Here is a 19,846-nt window from a genome sequence, read left to right on the forward strand (position 1 = left end):
CGGGCGTCAGCGCCAGGCGACCTCGGTGGAGGCGAAGTAGGGCAGGTCCCGGTCGGTCCACAGCCGTCCGTGGTGGGCCAGGCGGGCGCGGTACTCCTCCCACGCGGGAGCCCGCCCGCACCACGCGGCCTCCGCCACCGAGGGCAGCCGCGGCAGCAGGAGCAGGGAGACGTCCTCGAAGCCCTTGAACCGCTCGGCGAAGACCGTGGCCTCCACGCCCGCGATGTTCGCGTCCGGGACGGCGTACGCGGCCGGGTCCCATGCCGCGGTGTGCCGGACGCCCAGCGGCCGGTATCCGTCGAACCCGAGCCGGGCGGCCTCGGCGGCCTGCTCGGGCGGAGCGAACCCGGCCGCGTACGGGCGGTCCAGATACAGGTGCGACTGAGGTGACAGCAGGACGCGTCCGCCCGACTCGACCACCCGCCGGAAGTCGTCGTCGGTGGGGGCGAAGAACTTCTTGAGCGCCGCGATGATCTCCATGGACCGCCCGGCGGCCACGAGTTCGGGGCGCGCGGCCAGCTCCTCCGCCGTGTCCGGGAGGTCCATCATGGCCACGTCCACCCAGTACTGGGCGATGTCCTCGGGCCCGATGCCGGCGCGTGCGGACTCCTGCCAGGCCACCGGGCGCTTGCCCAGCCCGCGGACGAGCGCGCGCAGTTCGCGTACGGAGGCGTCGAAGCTCTCCGGGGTCGCGCCGAACGCCTCGTCGGCGCCGATGTGCACGTACGGGCCGGTCGTCAGCGCGCAGACCTCGGTGAGGATGCGGGTGACAGCGGTGCGGGTCGCCCCGTCGGTGAGGTCGAGCGGGGGGACGAAGGGGAAGCGGTCCGCGAGTCCGGCCGGGGCGGGGGCCGGGGGCAGTCCGGGCACGGCCGCCCGGAGCGTCGCGCAGTGGCCCGGCAGGTCGATCTCGGGGACGACGGTGACGAAGCGCCGGGCCGCGTACTCCTGGAGCGCGCGGTAGTCGGCCGCCGTGTAGAAGTCCGCATCCGCCGCCGTCAGTCCTGGGGTGCCGGGCAGTTCGATGCGCCAGCCCTCGTTGTCGGTGAGGTGCAGGTGCAGGACGTTGAGCTTGTAGAGCGCGGCGAGGTCGATGACCCGGCGCACCTCGTCCGGGGTGAGGAAGGTGCGGGCCGGGTCGACCATGAGGCCGCGCCAGGCGTAGCGCGGGGCGTCCGCCAGTTCCTGGTACGGGAGTTCACCGGTGACGGGGGCGGTGGCGATGAGCTGGAGGGCCGTCGTGGCACCCCGGAACACCCCTTCCGGGGTGCGGGCGAGACACGTGATGCCGTCGGCGTCCACACACAGCCGGTACCCCTCGTCCACCGGGTCCGCGCTACCGCCGGGGGCGATCCCGAGGGGCGCCGCGGACGTCACGTCGTCCAGGCCGAGGGCGAGTTCGCGGGGCGCGCCGCCGGCCGCGTCCGGCAGGTGCGGGGCGAGCAGCGCCCGTACGGTCGCCGCCACCTCCTCCAGCGCCGGGTCGGCCGCCCGGACGTGCCACGCGCCGGCGACGGGCAGGGCGCCGGCGGGGGAGGACGGTCGGGTGTCGGCGTGCGGAATGAGGGCGTTCACGGGCTTCTCCCTGATGCGTGCGCGATGGGCCGGGGAGCCGGAGCGGCGGCGTCGGGTTCCGGCGGGTCCGGCTCCCCTGGCGTTCGGCGGCGGGGCGAGACCGGACCGGCCGCCTCTTCTCCCGTACCGCTGCCACCTGTACGCTAACACGAAAACCGATCAATGAACGTTTTTCGCGGAGTGGGGTCACGGCCCGCCTCCGGGGCGAAAGGAGAACCCGATGGTGAACGAGGCCGGACCCGGTTTCGCGCTGCCGGAAGGCTTCCTCATGGGAGCGTCGACCTCGGCCCACCAGGTCGAGGGCAACAACGTCTCCAGCGACTGGTGGACCCTGGAGAACCACCCCGGGAGCTTCGTCCAGGAGCCCAGCGGGGACGCGGCCGACAGCTTCCACCGGTGGCCCGAGGACATGGACCTGCTGCGCGGACTCGGCTTCGACGCCTACCGGTTCAGCATCGAGTGGGCCCGTGTCGAACCGGAGCGCGGCCGGATCTCGCAGGCGGCCGTCGCGCACTACCGGGCCATGGTGCGCGGGGCACTGGAGCGTGGGCTGACCCCGGTGGTGACACTCCACCACTTCACCTCGCCGCAGTGGTTCAGCGACCTCGGCGGCTGGACGGCCCCCGGCGCGGAGGAGCTGTTCGCCGACTACGTGCGCACCTGCGCCGGCATCCTGCGCGAGGGCGTCCGTCATGTCGCCACCATCAACGAGCCCAACATCATGGCCCTGATGTACGCCCTCAAGCGGTACGCGGCCGAGCACGGCTGGGAGAGCGTCGCGCACGGGGCGAACGCCGCCCGCGAAGCCGGCGCTGCCGCCGTCGACCCGGCCGCCTTCGCCCCGGACCCCGAGGTGATCCGGGCCCTGATCCGCGCCCACCGGGCCGCCACCGCCGTGCTGCGGGAGACCGTGCCCGGGGTCCGGGTCGGCTGGACCGTGGCCAACCAGGTCTACCAGCCCGAACCGGGCGCCGAGGCCGCCGCGACCGCCTACGCGTGGCCCCGCGAGGACGTCTTCCTGGAGGCCGCCCGCGAGGACGACTGGGTCGGCGTCCAGGCGTACACCCGCCACCGGATCGGGACCGACGGCACCCTGCCCCCGCCCCCGGGCGCCGAACTGACCCTCACGGGCTGGGAGTTCTATCCCGAAGCTCTCGGGGATGCGGTGCGGCACACGGCGGAGGTCGTCGGCCGTCACGTGCCGATCCTGGTCACCGAGAACGGCATCGCCACCGACGACGACGAGCGCCGCATCGCCTACACCGCGCGCGCCCTCGCGAGCCTCGCCGAGGCGATGGGCGAGGGCATCGACGTACGCGGCTATCTGCACTGGAGCGCCCTCGACAACTACGAGTGGGGGAGCTACCGGCCGACGTTCGGGCTCATCGCGGTCGACCGGGAGACCTTCGTCCGCACGCCCAGGGAGTCGGCGCGCTGGCTGGGCGGACTGGCCCGGGACCGCCGGCTGCCGGCCGCCGGGCCGCTCGGCTCGGTGACCGCCCCGTCCTCGCGTTAGGGTGACCGGCATGGCGAAACGGGGCCCGTACGAGAAGGGCGAGGCCAAGCGCAGCGAGATCCTGCACGCGGCACTGGAGATCTTTGCCGCCGAGGGGTACCGCGGTACCTCCCTGCGCAAGGTGGCGGCGAAGTGCAGTCTCAGCCTGCCCGGCCTGATGCACTACTTCGACTCCAAGGAGGACCTGCTCACCCAGGTCCTGCGCATGCGTGACGAGACCGCGCGTGCGCGGCAGGTGGAGCGCGCCGATCCGCACGCCTACCGCGAGATCATCCGGGAGGGTGCGAAGACCCCCGGCCTGGTCGAGCTGTTCGTCTCCATGGCCGCCGCCGCCAGCGACCCGGCCCACCCCGCCCACGCCCACTTCGCCGAGCGCTACCCGGTGCTGCGCGAACGCGTCGCCGACTTCGTCCGGGACGGGATCGCGGAGGGGCGGATCAGCTCCACCGTGCCGCCGGAGCGGCTGGCCGTCCTCCTGATCGCCGTGGCCGACGGCATCCAGCTGCAATGGCTGATCGACCGGTCCACGGACATGGAACAGCCCATCGAGGACCTGCTCTCGATTCTGGATCCGCGTACGGCGTCCGAAGGGGCCTGAACCGCGCAAAGGTGGAGGGGCGGCGCGATCGCGCCGCCCCTCCACCTCTCCCCTCAGGGCCCGTACGGGTCAGAGCGCCGTTGCCGTGCGTGCCTCGACCTCGTCGGCCAGGGCGGGCAGGCTCTCGGGGGACAGCGGGCTCTGCGGGAACTCGCAGATGACGTCGAGCGGCACCCCCGCCAGGAACCGCCGCATCACGGGGTCGGCCAGCGCGCCCGCGCCCTCCTGCGAGGAGCCCGTACGGGCCTTGGCGAACGCCTCCCTCAGCAACGGGCCGCCCACCGGGTGCTCGAACCACTCGGCGAGGGTGTTGCGGCCGGTCAGCCGCAGCCCCGACGGGTCGCCCTCCACCTCGGTCTCCGCGCAGGCGCGGATGTCGCGCGAGGAGGCGCCGGCCTCGAAGCGGTAGCGGCCGCCCTCGGTCTTCCAGCGGCCCTCCCGCTCGCTGAAGTACGCCAGGTCGTGCCGTGCCACGCGCACCGCCACCTCGCGGCTCTCGCCCGGCTCCAGGAACACGGAGGCGAAGCCGCGCAGTTCGCGCACCGGCCGCAGGACGCGTGAACCGTCCGGCCCGGCGACGTAGATCTGGACGACCTCGCGCCCTGCGACGGAGCCGGTGTTGGTGACGGTCAGCGTGACGTGGAAGCCGTCGCCGTCCTCCCGTACCGCCAGGTCCGCGTAGTCGAACGTCGTGTACGACAGGCCGTGGCCGAAGGGGAACGCGACCTCGCGGCGCTGGGCGTCGTAGCCCCGGTACCCGACGAAGATCCCCTCGCCGTAGCGGGCCCTGCCCTCCTCGCCCGGAAACGTGAGGTGGCTCGGGGAGTCCTCCAGGCGCAGCGGTACGGTCTCCGCCAGCTTCCCGGACGGGTTGACCGCGCCGAACAGGACACGGGCGAGGGCACCGCCGCCCGCCTGGCCGAGCAGCCAGCCCTCCACGAGCGCGGGCACCCGCTCGTGCCACGGCGAGGTGCGGACGACACCGCCGTTGGACAGCACCACCGCCACGCGCGGGTTGGCCTCCAGGACCCGCAGCAGCAGCTCCGTCTGGGCGGCCGGCAGGTCCAGGTGGTCGCGGTCGAAGCCCTCGGACTCGTCCTGCGGCGGCAGCCCGAGGAAGAGCACCGCCGTGTCCGAGCTGCCCGCCAGCCGCACGGCCTCGTCGGCCAGTTCGGCGTCCGAAGGACCCTTTTCGGCGCCGGGCAGCGTGTACCCGGCGGCGAACCGTACGTCCGCGCCCGTGGCCAGCTCGCGCAGGCTGTCCAGCGGGACGTCGAGCCGGGTGGGGGTCACCTGGGAGCTGCCCGCGCCCTGGAAGCGGGGTGTCCGGGCGAACTCACCGATGACGGCCACGCTGCCCCGCGCCGGGTCCAGCGGCAGCAGCGCGTCGTCGTTCTTGAGGAGCACCACGCACGCGTCGGCGGCCCGCCCGGCGAGGCGATGCGAGGCGTCCGCGTCGAACACTCCGGGGGTGCCGGTCCCGCCCGTCGTGCGGTCGGCGAAGAGGGCGAGGCGGTCGACGGTCCGGTCGAGCAGCGCCTCGTCCAGTGCACCCGACTCCACGGCAGCGGCCACTTCGCGGTCCGTGCGCCCGCCGGGGCCGGGCATCTGGAGGTCCAGGCCGGCCCGGAGGGCGGCGACCCGGTCGCGTACGGCGCCCCAGTCGGAGACGACGATCCCGTCGAACTCCCACTCCTCGCGCAGGATCTCGGTGAGCAGGCGGGTGTTCTGCGAGACGGGCACGCCGTTGACGCCGTTGTAGGAGGCCATGACGGACCAGGGGCGGTCGCGGCGGACGACGCGTTCGAAGGCGCGCAGATAGATCTCCCGCAGCGGGCGCTCGTCGATGTCGGCGCTCACCCGCATCCGGTCGGTCTCCTGGTTGTTGGCCGCGTAGTGCTTCAGGGACGCCCCGACCCCGGCGTTCTGCAGCCCGCGCACCATGGCGCCGCCCAGCTCCGAGGAGACGAGCGGGTCCTCGGAGAAGTACTCGAAGTTACGGCCGCACAGCGGCGACCGCTTGATGTTGATGCCCGGTCCGAGCACGACGTGCACACCGTGCTCCACGGCCTCGGCGGCGATGGCACCGGCGACCTCCTCGGCCAGCTCCGGGTTCCAGCTGCTGCCGAGGGCGACGGCGGGCGGGAAACAGGTGGCCGGGCCGGCGCTGTGCAGGTCGAGCTGGCCGCCGTCGCCGCTCTCGCGGGGCAGCCGCAGCCCGTGCGGGCCGTCGGACATCCGGACGACGGGGATGCCCGCCGCCTCGGACCCCTGGCTGACGAAGTCCCCGGAACCGCTGGTCAGGGCGGCCTTCTCGGCGAGCGGGAGGCCGGCGGCGGGGGAGGGGCGGGGCGCGGATCGCTGAGTCATACGGGTACCTGTCGGGCTTTCGTGAAGGAGGGGCGGCCGGGCGGGCCGTGCCGTCCGGTGGAGCGAATCGGGGCAAGACGGCATGCGACCCAAAAACGTATGGTGATCGGTTTTCGCTGTCAAGGGTCCCCGCGCGCGGCGTCCGGCGGCCCCTCGATCGGCCGGATTTCATTTCGGTCGCGACTCTTGACGGTCAGAAACCGATCACCGTACGGTTTTCGTGCTCGGGCGGTCCGCTCCGATGAGCTCTCTGCTGCCGTCCGCCCCGTCGGCTCCGCTCTCCCATGAATCGAGGAACGGTCATGTCGGTATCCGGTCGGTCGACCACCCCCGCGCGCCGCGAGGCGGGCCACCCGTCCCGCGCCCCGCGCCTGGCCCTCGCGGCGGCGGCGGCCGTCGCACTGCTGGCGGGCGCCGCCTCGCCCGGCGTCGCGGCCCCCGCCGCCCCGGCGTCCAGCGACGCCGTGCGCTACGTCGCGCTCGGCGACTCGTACAGCTCCGGGCCCGGCATTCCGCAGCAGACCGACACCGTCTGCGGGCGCTCCGACCGCAACTACCCCTCGCTCGTGGCGGCGGCGGTGGGCGCCGATTCGTTCACGGACGTCACCTGCGCCGGGGCCGACACCACGCACATGGCGGGCGCGCAGGACACGGTGGCGCCGCAGCTCGACGCGCTGCGGCCCGACACGACCCTGGTCACCCTGGGCGTCGGCGGCAACGACCTCGACCTGGCCGGGGTCATCACCCGCTGCGTGCTGGTGGGGTACCTCGCGCCGCACGGCTCGCCCTGCAGGAGCAGCTTCACCCTGTTCGGCACGGACGAGATCGGCTCCCGCATCAACGCCACCGCACCAAAGCTCGACGCGGTGCTCGACGCGATCCACGCCCGTTCCCCGCAGGCCCGGGTGATGCTCGTCGGCTACCCCTCGCTGCTGCCCGACGACGGCGGCTCCTGCCGCGCCACGATCCCGCTGGCCGAGGGCGACTTCGGCTGGGTGCGGGACAAGGAGAAGCAGCTCGACGCGATGATGGCGCAGCGCGCGGGCACCCACGGGGCCGGGTACGTCGACACCTACGGCCCGTCCGTCGGGCACGACGCCTGTCAGGCCGCCGGTGTGCGCTGGATCGAACCGGCCGACTCGGACCAGGGCGCGGGCTTCCACCCCAACGCGTCCGGACACAGGAGCATGGCCGATGCCGTCCTCGCCGCCCTCGGTCACTGATTCAGCCGCGCCCCGCCTCCACGCCGTACCGCCGGAGGAAGGCGCGGACCTGCTCCGCCATGTCGACCGCCCCGGGCTCCAGCAGCCACTGCGTCTGGAGCCCGTCCATCAGGGCGAGCAACTGCTGGGCCACGGTGGCCGGATCGTCTTGTGCGTCCGCCGCCGCGAACAGCTCCGCCAGCAGGCCGGTCGTCTCGCGGCGCAGGACCTGGTAGCGCCGTACGAAGTAGAGGTGCGCGGGGTGCTCCGGATCGGACGCCTCCGCCGACAGCTTCGCGTACAGCGCGACCAGGCCGGGCGTCCCCGCGTTGCGGGTGACCACGTCCAGCAGCCGGCGCAGCCGCTCCGCGGGTTCCGGTTCCGGGTCACCCGGGGCCAGGACGCCGGGGAACAGCCGGCGTCCGTCCAGCTGGTCGCGCCGGCCCAGCACGTCGAGCAGCAGGGCCTCCTTGCCCGGGAAGTGGTGCAGCAGCCCGGCATGGGTGAGCCCGGCGTGGGCGGCGATGTCGCGCAGCGAGACCGCGAGATAGCCGGAGTGGGCGAACAGCTCGGTCGCGGAGTCGAGGATGCGGGCGCGGGTGCGCTCGCCCTTCGACAGCCGCCGGGTCGCCTCGGGTGCGGGGTCGGTCACTTCGGTCGTCTCCTGCCGCGGTCGGTCCTCGTCGGGCAGAACTTACCGGCTGGTTGATTCCACCGAGCAAAAACCTACCAAGTGGTTAATTCCGTATGTAGGCTCACCCGCAATCTTCGCCGGGGCGGTGCCCCCGGCTCTCCAGACGGAGCGAAAGACATGAGCAGAACCTCCCGAACCGCGACGGTGGCCGCCTGCGTCGCGGCCTCGCTCGCCCTCGCGGGATGCGCCGGCGAAGGCGGCGGCGCCGCGGGCGCCGGATCGTCCACGCTGAACATCGCGACGATGACCCTCCCGCAGAGCCTCGACCCCGCCGTGGCCACCGGCAGCGCCCTGCCGTACTTCCAGGCGGTGTACGACACCCTCATCAAGCGCGAGCCCGACGGCACCTTCAGCCCGATGCTCGCCACGGAGTGGACGTACGACAAGACCCGCACCCACCTCGCGCTGACCCTGCGCAAGGACGTGAAGTTCGCCGACGGCACCGCCTTCGACGGCGCGGCGGTCAAGGCCAACATGGAGCGCTTCCAGAAGGGCGGCGGCGCCTCCGCCAAGTGGCTCGCCGACCTGAAGGCCGTCGACGTCACCGACGCCACCCACGTCACGCTGGAGCTCGCGCAGCCCAACCCGGCGATGGAGTTCTACCTCAGCGACGCGCCCGGCCTGATGGCCAACCCCAAGCGGTTCGCGAACGCCGACAGCCTCAAGACCACCCCCGACGGCACCGGTCCGTACCGCCTCGACAAGACGCGGACCACCGTCGGCACCAAGTGGTCCTACACGCGCAACGCCGGTTACTGGGGCAAGAAGCTTCCGTACAAGAACATCACCTTCAGCTTCTTCGACAACGAGACCGCGATCACCAACGGCCTCAAGACCGGGCAGATCAACGCGGCCCTCCTGCAGACCGCCGACCAGCAGACAGCCATCGAGACCGACGTCACGACGCAGAAGCAGGAGTTCGACTTCCAGGGTCTGCTGCTCTTCGACCGCGACGGCAAGATCACCCCCGCCCTGCGCGACCCGCGCGTGCGGCAGGCGCTCAACTACGCGGTCGACCGCGACACGATGCTCGACCGCATCCGCCAGAACCGCGGGCAGACCACCTCGCAGGTTTTCGGCCCCGAGACCCGGGCGTACGACAAGAAGCTCGACACGTACTACGCGCACGACCCCGCCAAGGCCAAGTCCCTTCTCAAGCAGGCTGGTTATTCCAAGGGCTTCACGTTGAAGCTGCCGAGGATCACCGCGATCGTCAACGACGCGCTGGCCGCATCCCTCCAGTCCGACTTCAAGGCCGTCGGCGTGAAGCTCGTCTGGGACACGCTCGACGGCGCCTCGGCCGTCCAGAAGGTGTTCAAGGACCGCCAGTACTCCGGCATGGTCATGAACATGGGCCAGTCCACCTCGGACTGGGCGGCGGCCGACGAACTGGTCACCCCGGGGGCGTTCAACATGTTCGGCACCACGGACAAGGTGACGCAGAAGCTGCTGCCCGCCCTCAAGTCCGGCACCGAGGCCGAGTCGAAGACCGCCGCGCGCGAGCTGAACCAGCACCTCGTCGAGGACGCCTGGTTCCTCCCCTTCTACCGGATGAGCTACCTGCACGTCTCGGACGGGACCGTGAAGATCTCGCCGCAGTCCGGCATGGCCGTCCCCTCGATCTACAACTATGCGCCCGCCAAGTAGCGCACCCGCGCCGACGGATACCGAGTGTCATGCTGAACTTCATCGCCCGCAGGATCGCCTCGGGAGCCGTGCTCCTGGTGGTGATCTCCTTCCTCTCCTATCTGCTGCTATCCGTCCCGCACATCGACGTGGGCCGGCAACTGCTCGGGGAGAGCGCGTCCCAGAGCGCCATCGACGCCAAGAACGCGTCGCTGGGCCTCGACGAGCCGGTGCTCCAGCAGTACGGGAGCTGGCTCGCCCACGCCGTCCGGGGCGATCTCGGCACCTCCTGGTTCACGAGCGAGGACGTGGGCCAGGCCGTCGGCAACCGCCTCCCGGTCACCGCCAGCCTGATGCTCGGCGTCACCGCCGTCACCACGGTCCTCGCCTTCCTGCTGGGGGTGTGGGCCGGGGTGCGGCGCGGAGCCGCCGATCGCTTCGTGCAGGTGCTCGGTGTCGTGGGGTACGCCCTGCCGGGATTCCTGCTCACCCTGGTCCTGGTCCTGGTCTTCGCGGTACGGCTCCGCTGGTTCCCCGCCATCGGGTACACCGGCTTCACCGAATCGCCCAGTGGCTGGCTGTCCACCATCACCCTGCCGGTGCTCTCCCTGTCGGTGGCCTCCGTCGCGGGCGTCTCCCAGCAGGTGCGCGGCGCCGTCATCGACGCCCTGCGCCAGGACTACGTACGCACCCTGCGCGCCCGCGGACTGCCCGCGTCCCGCATCGTGTTCAAGCACGTCCTGCGCAACGCCTCGGCGCCCGCGCTCTCCGTGCTCGGCATGCAGTTCGTCGGCCTGCTCGGCGGGGCCGTGCTCGTCGAGCAGATCTTCGGACTCCCCGGCATCGGCTCCATGACCGTCACCTACACCACCCGCGGCGACATCCCCGTGATCATGGCCCTCGTCATGCTCACCGTGGTCGGTGTCGTCCTGATCAACCTCCTGGTCGACATCCTGATCGGCTGGCTCAACCCCAAGGCGAGGGTCGCATGAGTACCGGCCGCACCCTGCGCAGGGTCCTGCGCAACCCCCTGGGCGGACTCTCCGCCGCACTGCTCCTGCTCATCGTCGCGGCCGTCCTCCTGGCTCCCGTGATCGCCTCGCAGGACCCGGGCGCCTCCTCGCTGAGCCAGGCGTTCGCCGGCCCGAGCGGCGGCCACCCCCTCGGCATGGACTCGGCGGGGCGCGACATCCTCGCCCGGGTGCTGTACGGCGGACGCACCACACTCGGCGGCGCGCTGCTCGCCCTGGCCATTGCCCTGGCGCTCGGCGTGCCCACGGGACTCTTCGCCGGATACCGGGGCGGCCGGTTCGACTCCGTCGCCAACTGGACCGTCAACCTCGTCATGGCCCTGCCCGCCATGGTCGTGCTGCTCGCCTCCCGCGCCATCCTCGGCCCGGACGTCCACGTCCTGATGATCGTGCTCGGCGTGCTGGTGGCGCCCAGCTTCTTCCGCCTGGTGCGCGGCATCGTCGCCAACGTCCGGGGCGAGCTGTACGTGGACGCCGCGAAGGTCTCCGGCCTCTCCGACACGCGGATCGTCGCCCGGCACGTCCTGACCGTCGTACGCGGCCCCATCATCATCCAGGTCGCGCTGGTCGCGGGCATCGCCATCGCCCTCCAGGCCGGACTCGAATTCCTCGGCGTCGGCAGCGGATCGACGGCGACCTGGGGTGCCATGCTCAACGAGGCGTTCCAGAACATCCAGCGCGCTCCCCGGCTCATCCTCTGGCCCGGCCTCGCCCTCGGCCTCACCAACTGCGCCCTCGTCCTGCTGGCCGGAGCCGTGCGCGACGCCCTGGAGGACCAGGCGCCCCGGCCCGCCCGCCGCCGGCGCGCCGTGCGGGCCGCCGAGCCCGCGGAGTCCGCCGATTCCGCCGCACCGCGCGCCGCGCTGCTGTCCGTGCGCGGCCTCACCGTCGCCTACGCCCGGCCCGACGGCACCGATAAGGAGGTCGTGCACGGCGTCGACCTCGATGTGCGCCCCGGTGAAATCGTCGGCCTGGTCGGGGAGTCGGGGTCCGGGAAGACGCAGACCGCGTTCTCCGTGCTCGGCCTGCTGCCCGAGGGCGGTCGCGTCACCCGGGGCAGCATCACGGTCAACGGCCGCGAGACGGCGGGGATGCGGGAACGCGACCACCGCGCGCTGCGTGGCCGCACCCTCGCGTACGTACCGCAGGAACCCATGAGCAACCTCGACCCCGCCTTCACCATCGGCAACCAGCTCATGGAGCCCGTACGCCACCACCTCGGACTCGGCCGCAAGGAAGCCGCCGACAAGGCACGGGAGTTGCTCCGCCTCGTCGAGATCCCCGACCCGGACCGCACCCTGCGCCTCTACCCGCACGAGATCTCCGGCGGCATGGCCCAGCGCGTCCTGATCGCCGGCGCGATGTCCTGCGACCCCGACCTCCTGATCGCCGACGAGCCGACCACCGCGCTCGACGTACGCGTCCAGGCCGAAGTGCTCGACCTGCTGCGCCGGCTCCGGGACGAACGCGGCCTCGGCGTCCTCCTGGTGACCCACAACCTCGGTGTCGTCGCCGACGTCTGCGACCGGGTGGCCGTGATGAACGCCGGCCGCATCGTGGAGACCGGCACCACCGAACAGATCCTCGGCGCACCGCAGGACCCGTACACCCGCACCCTGCTGGCCGCCGTGCTCGACGACGCCCCGGCCCGCGCCCCCTGGAAGCCCCGAGAAGCAAGGACCGTCACCGCATGAAGAAGACCCCCGACGCCCTGCTCGATGTGCGCGACCTGCGGGTCTCCTTCCCCGGCAAGGGCTGGCGCGCCCCGGACACCGAAGTCCTCAAGGGCGTCGCCCTGTCCGTCCGGCCCGGGGAGACCCTAGGCCTGGTCGGCGAGTCCGGCTCGGGCAAGTCCACCATCGGCCGCGCGGTCCTCGGGCTTGTCCCGGTCCGCTCCGGCTCGGTCACCTTCGACGGCGAGCGCATCGAACACGCCGACGCGCGCCGCCGCCGGGCCCTCAGCCGCGACCTCCAGGTCATCTTCCAGGACCCGTACACCTCGCTGAATCCGTCCCGCACCATCGGCGACACGCTCGCCGAACCGCTCATCGGCCAGGGGACGAGCGCGCGGGAGGCCCGGGGGAGGGTCGCCGGGCTGCTGGAGCGCGTCCATCTGCCGTCCGACGCGGCGGGGCGGCTGCCCCGCGAGTTCTCCGGGGGCCAGCGGCAGCGGGTCGCCATCGCACGGGCACTGGCCCTGCGGCCCCGGCTGGTCATCTGCGACGAGCCGGTGTCCGCGCTGGACCTGACGACCCAGCGGACGGTGCTCGACCTGCTCCTGGAGATCCAGGAGGAGACGGGCGTCTCGTACCTCTTCGTCTCGCACGACCTGGCCGTCGTGCGCTTCATGAGCCACCGCGTGTCGGTCATCCACCGCGGCGAGATCGTGGAGACGGGCGACGCCGCCACGGTCACCACGGAGCCGGCACACCGGTACACGCGCACCCTCCTGCTCGCCTCGCCGGTGGCGGACGTGGCCGAGCAGCGCAGGCGCCGGGAGGCGGCCGGAGCCGGGGCATCCCAGGTCTGACCTGCAGGGAAGGCGGTACGGAACGGGGCGTCCGACGGGCGCCCCGTTCGTGTGTACGGCCCGCTTCGGGCAGAGCCGCTATCGGCTACTCAGGGTACTTGTCGCACTTTTCAGAGTGTTACGCCGTATTTATCCCGAGAGTCATGGCATCTCTTAGGCGATCGGTTGATCAGTACGACAATCATCCCGGCTCGAAGGAGTTCAGCATGCGTATGTCCGCTTCTGCCCGTTCCCGCAGCGCTCGCGCGGCCGCCGCGATCGCCGTCGCCGCAGCCACGCTGGGCGGGGCGTCCGCCGCCTACGCCGCCCCCGGCGACAGCGGTGACATCGACATCCGCTCGGGCGGCTGGGCGGCGCGCGGTGGCGACGGCAACGAGGTCTGCAAGTTCGTCCTCCAGGCCAGCAACTTCGGCGACATGCCGGCCGTCCCGTGGACCATCACCGCGCAGCCCCCGACCGTTCCCCCGGGGGACACCCTGGCCAGCACCCTGCCGCTGGTGAACGGCTCGGCCCGCAGCCAGGAGTACCTGCTCCCCGAGGGCACGTACCAGCTGGTGTGGATCGTTCCGTCCGGCCCGAAGAACAAGGCGTTCAAGGTCGACTGCACCAAGCCGGCCGGCAACAACGGCTCCGCCGGCAACAGCGAGCGCGGCTCGGCCGCTTCGGGCTCCGAGGCCGGTTCCGAGGGCGGCTACGAGCAGCCCTCCGGCGGGGTGCCCGCCGGTGGCGGCGGTGTTCCGGACATGGACAGCGTCAGCTCCGAGAGCGACTCGAACATCGGGACCACCGCCGCGCTGGCGGCCGGCGCCGCCGGAGCCGCTGGGCTGATCATGGTCCGCCGAGCCGCACGCCGCCGTGCCCGCAACGAGGCATAGTCCGCGCAGAAGACGCCGACGGGGCCCGAGCCGGGCATGTCGTCTCACGATGACGTTGTGCGTGACCTTCTCGCTGGTGACCGGCATCGTCTGGGCGAGTTCCGACTCGTCCGACGATCCGGTCGCCGCCGCCCACGGCAATGACGCCGCGGGCGGCGGCGACCGGCCGGCCTCGCACGCACCCCTGTCGCCGTCGCGGCCGGTGAAGGTCGCGGTGCCCGCCATCTTCATCGAGGCGCCGGTCACCGGCCTCGGGCTCGACAAGAAGGGCCACCTGGGGGCCCCGCCGATGAGCAGACCGAGGGAGGTGGGCTGGTACAGCGACGGGCCCTCGCCCGGCGAGCAGGGGACCTCCCTGATCGTCGGCCACCGCGACACGGAGACCGGGCCGGCGATCTTCCTCAACCTCAACGCCCTGCACAAGGGCGACAAGGTGACGGTCACCCGGGCCGACAAGCAGACCGCCGTCTTCTCGGTCGACGCGGTCGAGACGTACACCAAGGACAAGTTCCCCGACGACAAGGTGTACGGCAGCACCGGGCGCCCGGAACTCCGGCTGATGACGTGCGGCGGACGTTTCAACAAGAAGGACGGCTACGCCTCCAACGTCGTCGTCTTCGCCCATCTCACGTCACTGAAGAAGCAGAAGGTCTGACGGGTCCTCACCCCGCCTGCGGCTCCCGGTTGGCGAAGGCGTTGAGGGTCAGGGCCAGGCTCGCGGTGAGCCGCCGCGCGTACGGCACGTGCAGCGACTCGTTCGGCCCGTGGGCGTTGGCCCCCGGGCCCAGCACTCCGCAGGCGAGGAACTGGGCCCCGGGGAACTGCCGGGACAGCTTCCCCATCAGCGGAATGGTGCCGCCCTGCCCGATGCGGGCCACGTCCGCCCCGCCGAAGCAGGCCCGGCTCGCCTCCGACAACGCGTCGCTGAGCCATGGCTCCTCGGCCGGTGCGTGCCAGCCGTCCGCGAGGACCCGGTCGGGCCTGAAGCGGACCGTTGCTCCGTACGGCGGGTCCGCCTCCAGGAGCCTGCCCAGCTCCGCGACGGCCGTCGCGCTGTCCACCGTGGGCGGCAGCCGCAATGTCAGCTTCACCCGGGTGTGCGGGCGCAGCACGTTGCCGGCCGAGCCCACCGGAGGCAGTCCGTCCGCCCCGGTAACCTCCAGGCTGGGCCGCCACGCCCGGTTGAGCAGCAGTTCCCCGGGATCGGCGGCCACCGCAGAGGTGCCCTCGTACCAGTCGAAACGCTCCCGCACCCCGTCGCCGAGCAGTGCCGCCGCCGCGCGGGTCTGTTCCCGGCGGTCCGGCGGGACCTCGGCGTGCAGTACGGCGGGGCGCAGCGTGCCCGTCGCGCTGTCCTCCAGGCGGTCGAGCACCTGCCTCAGCACCCGGAACGACGACGGCACCACGCCTCCGGCGTCCCCGGAGTGAGCGCCGTCACCGAGTACCCGCACGTCCAGCGTGCCGCCGCAGGCCCCGCGCAACGACGTGACCAGCCAGAGCCGTTCGTAGTCGCCCGCGCCGGAGTCCAGGCAGACCACCAGGCCCACCTCGCCGATCCGGCCGGCCAGGACCGCGAACCAGTGGTCCAGGTCGGGGCTGCCCGACTCCTCCCCGGCTTCGAACACACCGACGCACCGGGGCCGGGCCGCGCCCTGTCCGGCCAGGGCGCGGATCGCGGTGAGCGACGCGGGCAGCGCGTAGCCGTCGTCGGCTCCGCCCCGGCCGTACAGCCGGGTGCCGTCGAAGGACGGCTCCCACGCGGTGCGTCCGCCGCTCCACCCGTCGCCCTCGGGCTGCTTGTCCAGATGGCCGTAGAAGAGGACGACCTCCTCGGACCGGGCACCTTCGCCGGGGACCTCGAAGAAGACCAGGGGCGTACGGCCGGGCGCGCGCAGGACCTCGGTCCGCAGTCCCGGCAGCGGCACTGCGCGCAGCCAGGCCGCCGCCGCGTCGACGGCCCGGTCGAGGTGCCCGCGGGCCTCCCACTCCGGGTCGTACGCGGGGCTGACCGCCGGGACGCGGATGTGGTCCCGGACCAGCGGAAGGACCTCGGTCTCCCACTGCGCGTCGCAGAACTCCCGTACGGGGCCCGGGGCGGCGACGGTCGGCTCAGACATGGGCGAGCGCCTGCGCGGCCGGGGCGAACTCGATGCCGAGCAGTGTCTCCACGGGGGCGTACACCTCGGGCATGTACATCGTCGGCGACAGCAGCAGGTTCTCCGCCGGGGCGACCAGGACCTCGACCCGCATTCCCACCTCGACATCGGCGGAGGCGAGCGGCTGCCCGGCCCCGTCGAACGTCGTGATCAGGTCGGGGAACGCGGCCCGGCGCCCGCCGGCCAGGTCGAGCGCCATGTACTCGTTGACGAAGTGCAGCGTGGTGCCCGCCGCGTCGTCGAGGACGGCGACGCCGACGTCCAAGCCCTCGCGCTGCTCGCAGCGGTACTCGCGCACCGTCCCCGAAGCGGCGATCTCGCCGCCCAGGTGCTCTGCCGCGCCGGCCGTGCCCTCGGCCAGGAAGCGGTGCCCCAGCTCGATGGCGAAACCGATGGCGCCCGGTGCGCCGTTGCGGACCGCGTAGCCGACCTCGACCGGATTGCGGGCGACGCCCACCCAGCCGCCCGCCTCCACGGAGGCGCGGCGCACCACATTCGAGGTCGCGTCCAGGCGGCCGGAAACGGCGCCCTCGACGTAGGCGTGCGGCTTGCCGCCCGCGTAGCCCTGGCTGGACCGGTAGCCCTCGCGGCGGTGCAGGCCCATCGCCCCCATCTGGCTGGAGGGATGGGCGCGGCCGTTGCAGGCCAGATCGATGACGGGCAGGCCGGTCAGCGCCGAGTGGAACCAGCCGTTGATCGTGGTCTCCGCCCCGTTCTCGTTCGTGTGCAGCGCGACCAGCGGGCTCGGGAGTTCGCGACGCAGCAGCTCCAGGGCGCGCAGCAGATGGGTCGGCAGCACCTGCGGGTCCGGGGCGGCGGGGGCGCCGACGAGGGCCACGGTCGCGGTGAGGTCGCCGTCGGCGAACTCGTCGGCGCTCCACAGCTCCGGCGTGCCGACCTGGAGGGCGAGTCCGGCGGTCCGCAGGCCGCGCTCGACGAACCCGCCGCCTCCTCCGCCCAGTACGGCACCGCCGTATACGGCCGCGCGGATGTCGTCATGGGTGAGCTGTCGCTTCACGGGTTCTCCCAGGGTGGTGCTGTGCGGGTGGTACGAGTGGGTGGAGTGGGGTCCGGCTACTTCGCGGCCTTGAACACGCCGTTGCCGAAGGAGTAGAGGGCGTCGCCGGCGATCGCCCCGCCGGCGAAGACCTCCAGGTCGCCCTTGACGTCCTTGCCGAAGAGACGCGGGGCGAGGACACGGGTGGTGATGCCGGCGGCGACCATCCAGCCGGCCATCGGGGTGGTGATGAGGAGCCCGGTCGCGAGCAGGATGCCGAGCTGGCGCCTGGACCCGCCGATGATCTGCACGAGCGCGCCGGGGATCGCCCACAGCGCGAGGTGCCGGGCGGTCTCCATGGACGGGCCCGCCTTGATCGCGGCGACGTACGCGGCGTCGATCGGAGCGGTCTGCCCGTTGTCGAAGAACATCCGGTACGAGATCAGAACGACCACGATGGCGACGCCGAAACCGATCATCGCGGCGATCAACTGCTGGCGGCGGCCCTCCAGTTCGAAGGCGGGATCGACGTCCTCGCCGCGCAGCAGATAGCCGGTCCTCAGGTCGTAGCCCATGTCCGCGAAGGCCGGACCGGTCGCGGCCGTGAAGCCGGACAGCACGACCAGCGCCTCCGGCGGGAAGCCGATGAGGATGCCGAGCAGCAGCGTGATCAGGGCGATCGCGAAGGCCGGGAACCAGCCGGAGTGCATGGCCGCGATGCCCACCAGCAGCTCGTGCAGGAACGCCGCGACGGTCGCGTACACCAGGAAGCCGATCAGCATCCCGGGGCTCATGTGCGTCGCCGCGCCGGTGCCGAAGGCCAGGAGCACCGAGATGACGAGGTAGGCGCCAAAACCGAGCCGCATCGAGCGGCCCATCCGCCGGGCGCCCTCGCCGGTGTCCTCCGCCGCGCGGGCCTGAGCCGCGTTCGTGCGCCGGGCCTTGAGGATGGTGTGGCCGACCTGGACCAGGGCGACCAGACCCGCGCCGATCATCATGCCGTGCGGCAGATACATCGCGTCGATGTCGAGGCCGAGCAGCGAGTCCGCGTACTGGCTGAACAGCAGGCCGACGCCGAAGGCGGCCATGGCGCCGAACCCGCCGATCAGGGCCACGCCGAAGGCCGACATCGGCAGAGAGAACGCCGCACCCACCAGACCGGTCAGCAGGCCCAGGCCGAGCACCTTGGCGCGCCTGCCGCCCTCGTCGCCGGCCTTGATCGCCTCGGCGGCGGCGAGCCCGAGCGGCCAGGGGTTCTTCGCGGGGAACGCGGGGGTGTCGTACATCCGGTACAGCAGCCAGGCGTCGACGAGCATCGCGGCGGCCACCCCGATCAGCATCGGGACGATCATGTCGTCCATCCCGAACAGGAACGGGATGCCGATCGGCAGGAACAGGCTGTTCGCGGCGCCGAACGTGGCCGAGGAGATGCTCGTCTGCGCCAGGTTCTGCGCGTGCACCGAACGGAAGCCGCGCAACGCGACGAGCGGCACCCGGGCCAGCGTCATCGCGGCCAGCGCACCGATGAGGGAGGTGCTGGGGGTGACGCCGAGGGTGGCGAGCAGTTGCACGCCCACCACGGCGCCGAACACGCTGAGCACCACGGTCAGGATCAGATTCCCCGGTGCGAGGGCGCGGGGATGGCGCGCTCCGCCGGCCGCTGCGGGCGGGGCGTCTGTGACGGCCTGGGGCGTCGCGTCGGTACTCATGGATCTCCGGTGCTTCCGTGCGGGGCGGCGTGCCCACCACCCCAGAAGTTCTAAAATATGGAACCGTGTGTGAATATCTGGATGTGCTGGATCATCTCCGGGGCACGCCCACCCGTCAAGGGGGTGGCAGGCGGTCTCGCCATGTGGGCGCCGCTTACGATCAGACGCACGAGCTCCGGGAGCTCGGGGGAGGCAGGAGAACGGTGAGCACACTCGCCAACGCGCGGGACGTCCTGCGACTGATGGCGCGCCTGCAGCGGGATCTGACGGTGACCGATGTTGCGGGCGCCCTGGACCTGCCCAAGAGCTCCGTCTCGCGGACACTGAGCATGATGGCCGAGTACGGCTTCCTGGACCGCGACCCGGTGAGCCGCGCCTACCGGCCCGGCGAACTCGTCATGGAGGCCTCATACCACTTCCGCGCCTCGCGCAGCACCGCCTCGCTCCTGGAGGAGGAGCTGGCCCGGCTGGTCGCCGACATCGGTTACACGGGGTACGTAGATGTCCTCGACGGTGCCGAATCGCTGGTGCTCCACATGCGGATCGGCACCGTCGGCGCCCTCCAGGCCTACACCCCCGCCGGCACCCGCGCCCCCGCCTACGCCAGCTCCATGGGCCGCGCCCTGCTGGCGCGCCTGGACGACGCGCAGGTGCTCCGGCTCGTCGACGCCCGCCTTGAGCAGAGCACCGGATCGGCCCCACGCACCCCCGGCGAGCTCGTCTCCTCGCTGGCCCGGGTGCGCGCCGACGGCTGGGAGTCCTCGCGCGGCGAGTTCGTACCGAACGTCGCGGGCATCTCCGCGGCCGTCGTCGACAGCGATACGGGCCAGGTCTTCGGCATCGGAATCGCCCTGCCGGCCCCCGAGCTGCGCCACGAGAACGAAGCGCGCTTCGGCCGTGCGGTGCGGGATGCCGCCCGGCGGGTGGGGAAGCCCCGGAGATGATCCAGCACATCCAGATATTCACA

Annotated in this window: 16 protein-coding genes; 10 read left to right on the forward strand and 6 right to left on the reverse strand. The window is 72.3% G+C overall.

Translation table 11 applies throughout. The features are described 5' to 3' along the window. Positions 1-6: 6 nt before the first annotated feature. Complete coding sequence (locus EAO73_RS01790; RefSeq protein WP_147969675.1) at positions 7-1,575, reverse strand: family 20 glycosylhydrolase; 1,569 nt, start codon at positions 1,573-1,575, stop codon at positions 7-9. A gap of 220 nt (positions 1,576-1,795) precedes the next feature. On the opposite strand from EAO73_RS01790, the gene EAO73_RS01795 reads away from it, so the two are divergent. Both EAO73_RS01795 and EAO73_RS01800 read left to right on the forward strand, forming a co-directional pair. After that, positions 1,796-3,091, forward strand: coding sequence for a glycoside hydrolase family 1 protein (locus EAO73_RS01795; RefSeq protein ID WP_147969676.1), 1,296 nt, complete (start codon positions 1,796-1,798; stop codon positions 3,089-3,091). Between the two features lie 10 nt (positions 3,092-3,101). After that, complete coding sequence (locus EAO73_RS01800; protein WP_147969677.1) at positions 3,102-3,689, forward strand: TetR/AcrR family transcriptional regulator; 588 nt, start codon at positions 3,102-3,104, stop codon at positions 3,687-3,689. A gap of 69 nt (positions 3,690-3,758) precedes the next feature. Here EAO73_RS01800 and EAO73_RS01805 read toward each other — a convergent pair whose 3' ends face one another. Then, positions 3,759-6,059 carry a glycoside hydrolase family 3 C-terminal domain-containing protein gene (locus EAO73_RS01805; RefSeq protein ID WP_147969678.1) on the reverse strand — a complete coding sequence of 767 codons (2,301 nt, stop codon included), beginning with the start codon at positions 6,057-6,059 and terminating at the stop codon, positions 3,759-3,761. Positions 6,060-6,361: 302 nt separating this feature from the next. On the opposite strand from EAO73_RS01805, the gene EAO73_RS01810 reads away from it, so the two are divergent. After that, on the forward strand, positions 6,362-7,282 hold the full coding sequence (locus EAO73_RS01810; protein ID WP_147969679.1) for an SGNH/GDSL hydrolase family protein: 921 nt from the start codon (positions 6,362-6,364) through the stop codon (positions 7,280-7,282). Position 7,283: 1 nt separating this feature from the next. Here EAO73_RS01810 and EAO73_RS01815 read toward each other — a convergent pair whose 3' ends face one another. After that, positions 7,284-7,913 (reverse strand): TetR/AcrR family transcriptional regulator, encoded by a 630-nt coding sequence (locus EAO73_RS01815; protein WP_147969680.1) that lies wholly within the window; start codon positions 7,911-7,913, stop codon positions 7,284-7,286. Between the two features lie 159 nt (positions 7,914-8,072). On the opposite strand from EAO73_RS01815, the gene EAO73_RS01820 reads away from it, so the two are divergent. From EAO73_RS01820 to EAO73_RS01845, 6 genes are all read left to right on the forward strand, one after another. Further along, positions 8,073-9,602, forward strand: a complete 1,530-nt coding sequence (locus EAO73_RS01820) for an ABC transporter substrate-binding protein (protein ID WP_147969681.1) — start codon at positions 8,073-8,075, stop codon at positions 9,600-9,602. Positions 9,603-9,631: 29 nt separating this feature from the next. Continuing rightward, positions 9,632-10,573 carry an ABC transporter permease gene (locus tag EAO73_RS01825; RefSeq protein ID WP_147969682.1) on the forward strand — a complete coding sequence of 314 codons (942 nt, stop codon included), beginning with the start codon at positions 9,632-9,634 and terminating at the stop codon, positions 10,571-10,573. Continuing rightward, positions 10,570-12,306: a dipeptide/oligopeptide/nickel ABC transporter permease/ATP-binding protein gene (locus EAO73_RS01830; protein WP_147969683.1), complete on the forward strand. Its 1,737-nt coding sequence runs from the start codon at positions 10,570-10,572 to the stop codon at positions 12,304-12,306. The genes EAO73_RS01825 and EAO73_RS01830 overlap by 4 nt, the downstream gene beginning before the upstream one ends. After that, the gene (locus EAO73_RS01835; protein ID WP_147969684.1) at positions 12,303-13,142 is read left to right on the forward strand and encodes an ATP-binding cassette domain-containing protein; all 840 of its coding nucleotides are present in this window, start codon (positions 12,303-12,305) and stop codon (positions 13,140-13,142) included. The genes EAO73_RS01830 and EAO73_RS01835 overlap by 4 nt, the downstream gene beginning before the upstream one ends. A 206-nt stretch (positions 13,143-13,348) precedes the next feature. After that, positions 13,349-14,017 carry a hypothetical protein gene (locus EAO73_RS01840; protein ID WP_147969685.1) on the forward strand — a complete coding sequence of 223 codons (669 nt, stop codon included), beginning with the start codon at positions 13,349-13,351 and terminating at the stop codon, positions 14,015-14,017. Between the two features lie 49 nt (positions 14,018-14,066). Continuing rightward, the gene (locus EAO73_RS01845) at positions 14,067-14,672 is read left to right on the forward strand and encodes a class F sortase (protein WP_147969686.1); all 606 of its coding nucleotides are present in this window, start codon (positions 14,067-14,069) and stop codon (positions 14,670-14,672) included. Between the two features lie 7 nt (positions 14,673-14,679). Here the strand turns inward: EAO73_RS01845 and EAO73_RS01850 are convergent, their stop codons facing one another. Genes EAO73_RS01850 through EAO73_RS01860 form a run of 3 tightly spaced genes read right to left on the reverse strand, consistent with a single transcriptional unit; the run spans position 14,680 to position 18,879 of the window. Further along, positions 14,680-16,134: a M20/M25/M40 family metallo-hydrolase gene (locus EAO73_RS01850; protein ID WP_147969687.1), complete on the reverse strand. Its 1,455-nt coding sequence runs from the start codon at positions 16,132-16,134 to the stop codon at positions 14,680-14,682. Then, complete coding sequence (locus tag EAO73_RS01855) at positions 16,127-17,191, reverse strand: DUF917 family protein (protein ID WP_147969688.1); 1,065 nt, start codon at positions 17,189-17,191, stop codon at positions 16,127-16,129. The genes EAO73_RS01850 and EAO73_RS01855 overlap by 8 nt, the downstream gene beginning before the upstream one ends. A 56-nt stretch (positions 17,192-17,247) precedes the next feature. After that, positions 17,248-18,879 carry an OPT/YSL family transporter gene (locus EAO73_RS01860; protein WP_147969689.1) on the reverse strand — a complete coding sequence of 544 codons (1,632 nt, stop codon included), beginning with the start codon at positions 18,877-18,879 and terminating at the stop codon, positions 17,248-17,250. Positions 18,880-19,082: 203 nt separating this feature from the next. Between EAO73_RS01860 and EAO73_RS01865 the strand changes: the two genes are divergently transcribed. Continuing rightward, positions 19,083-19,823 (forward strand): IclR family transcriptional regulator, encoded by a 741-nt coding sequence (locus EAO73_RS01865; RefSeq protein ID WP_147969690.1) that lies wholly within the window; start codon positions 19,083-19,085, stop codon positions 19,821-19,823. The last annotated feature ends 23 nt before the right edge of the window (positions 19,824-19,846 follow it).

It is taken from the genome of Streptomyces sp. col6 (genome assembly GCF_008042035.1).
Lineage (GTDB): Bacteria > Actinomycetota > Actinomycetes > Streptomycetales > Streptomycetaceae > Streptomyces.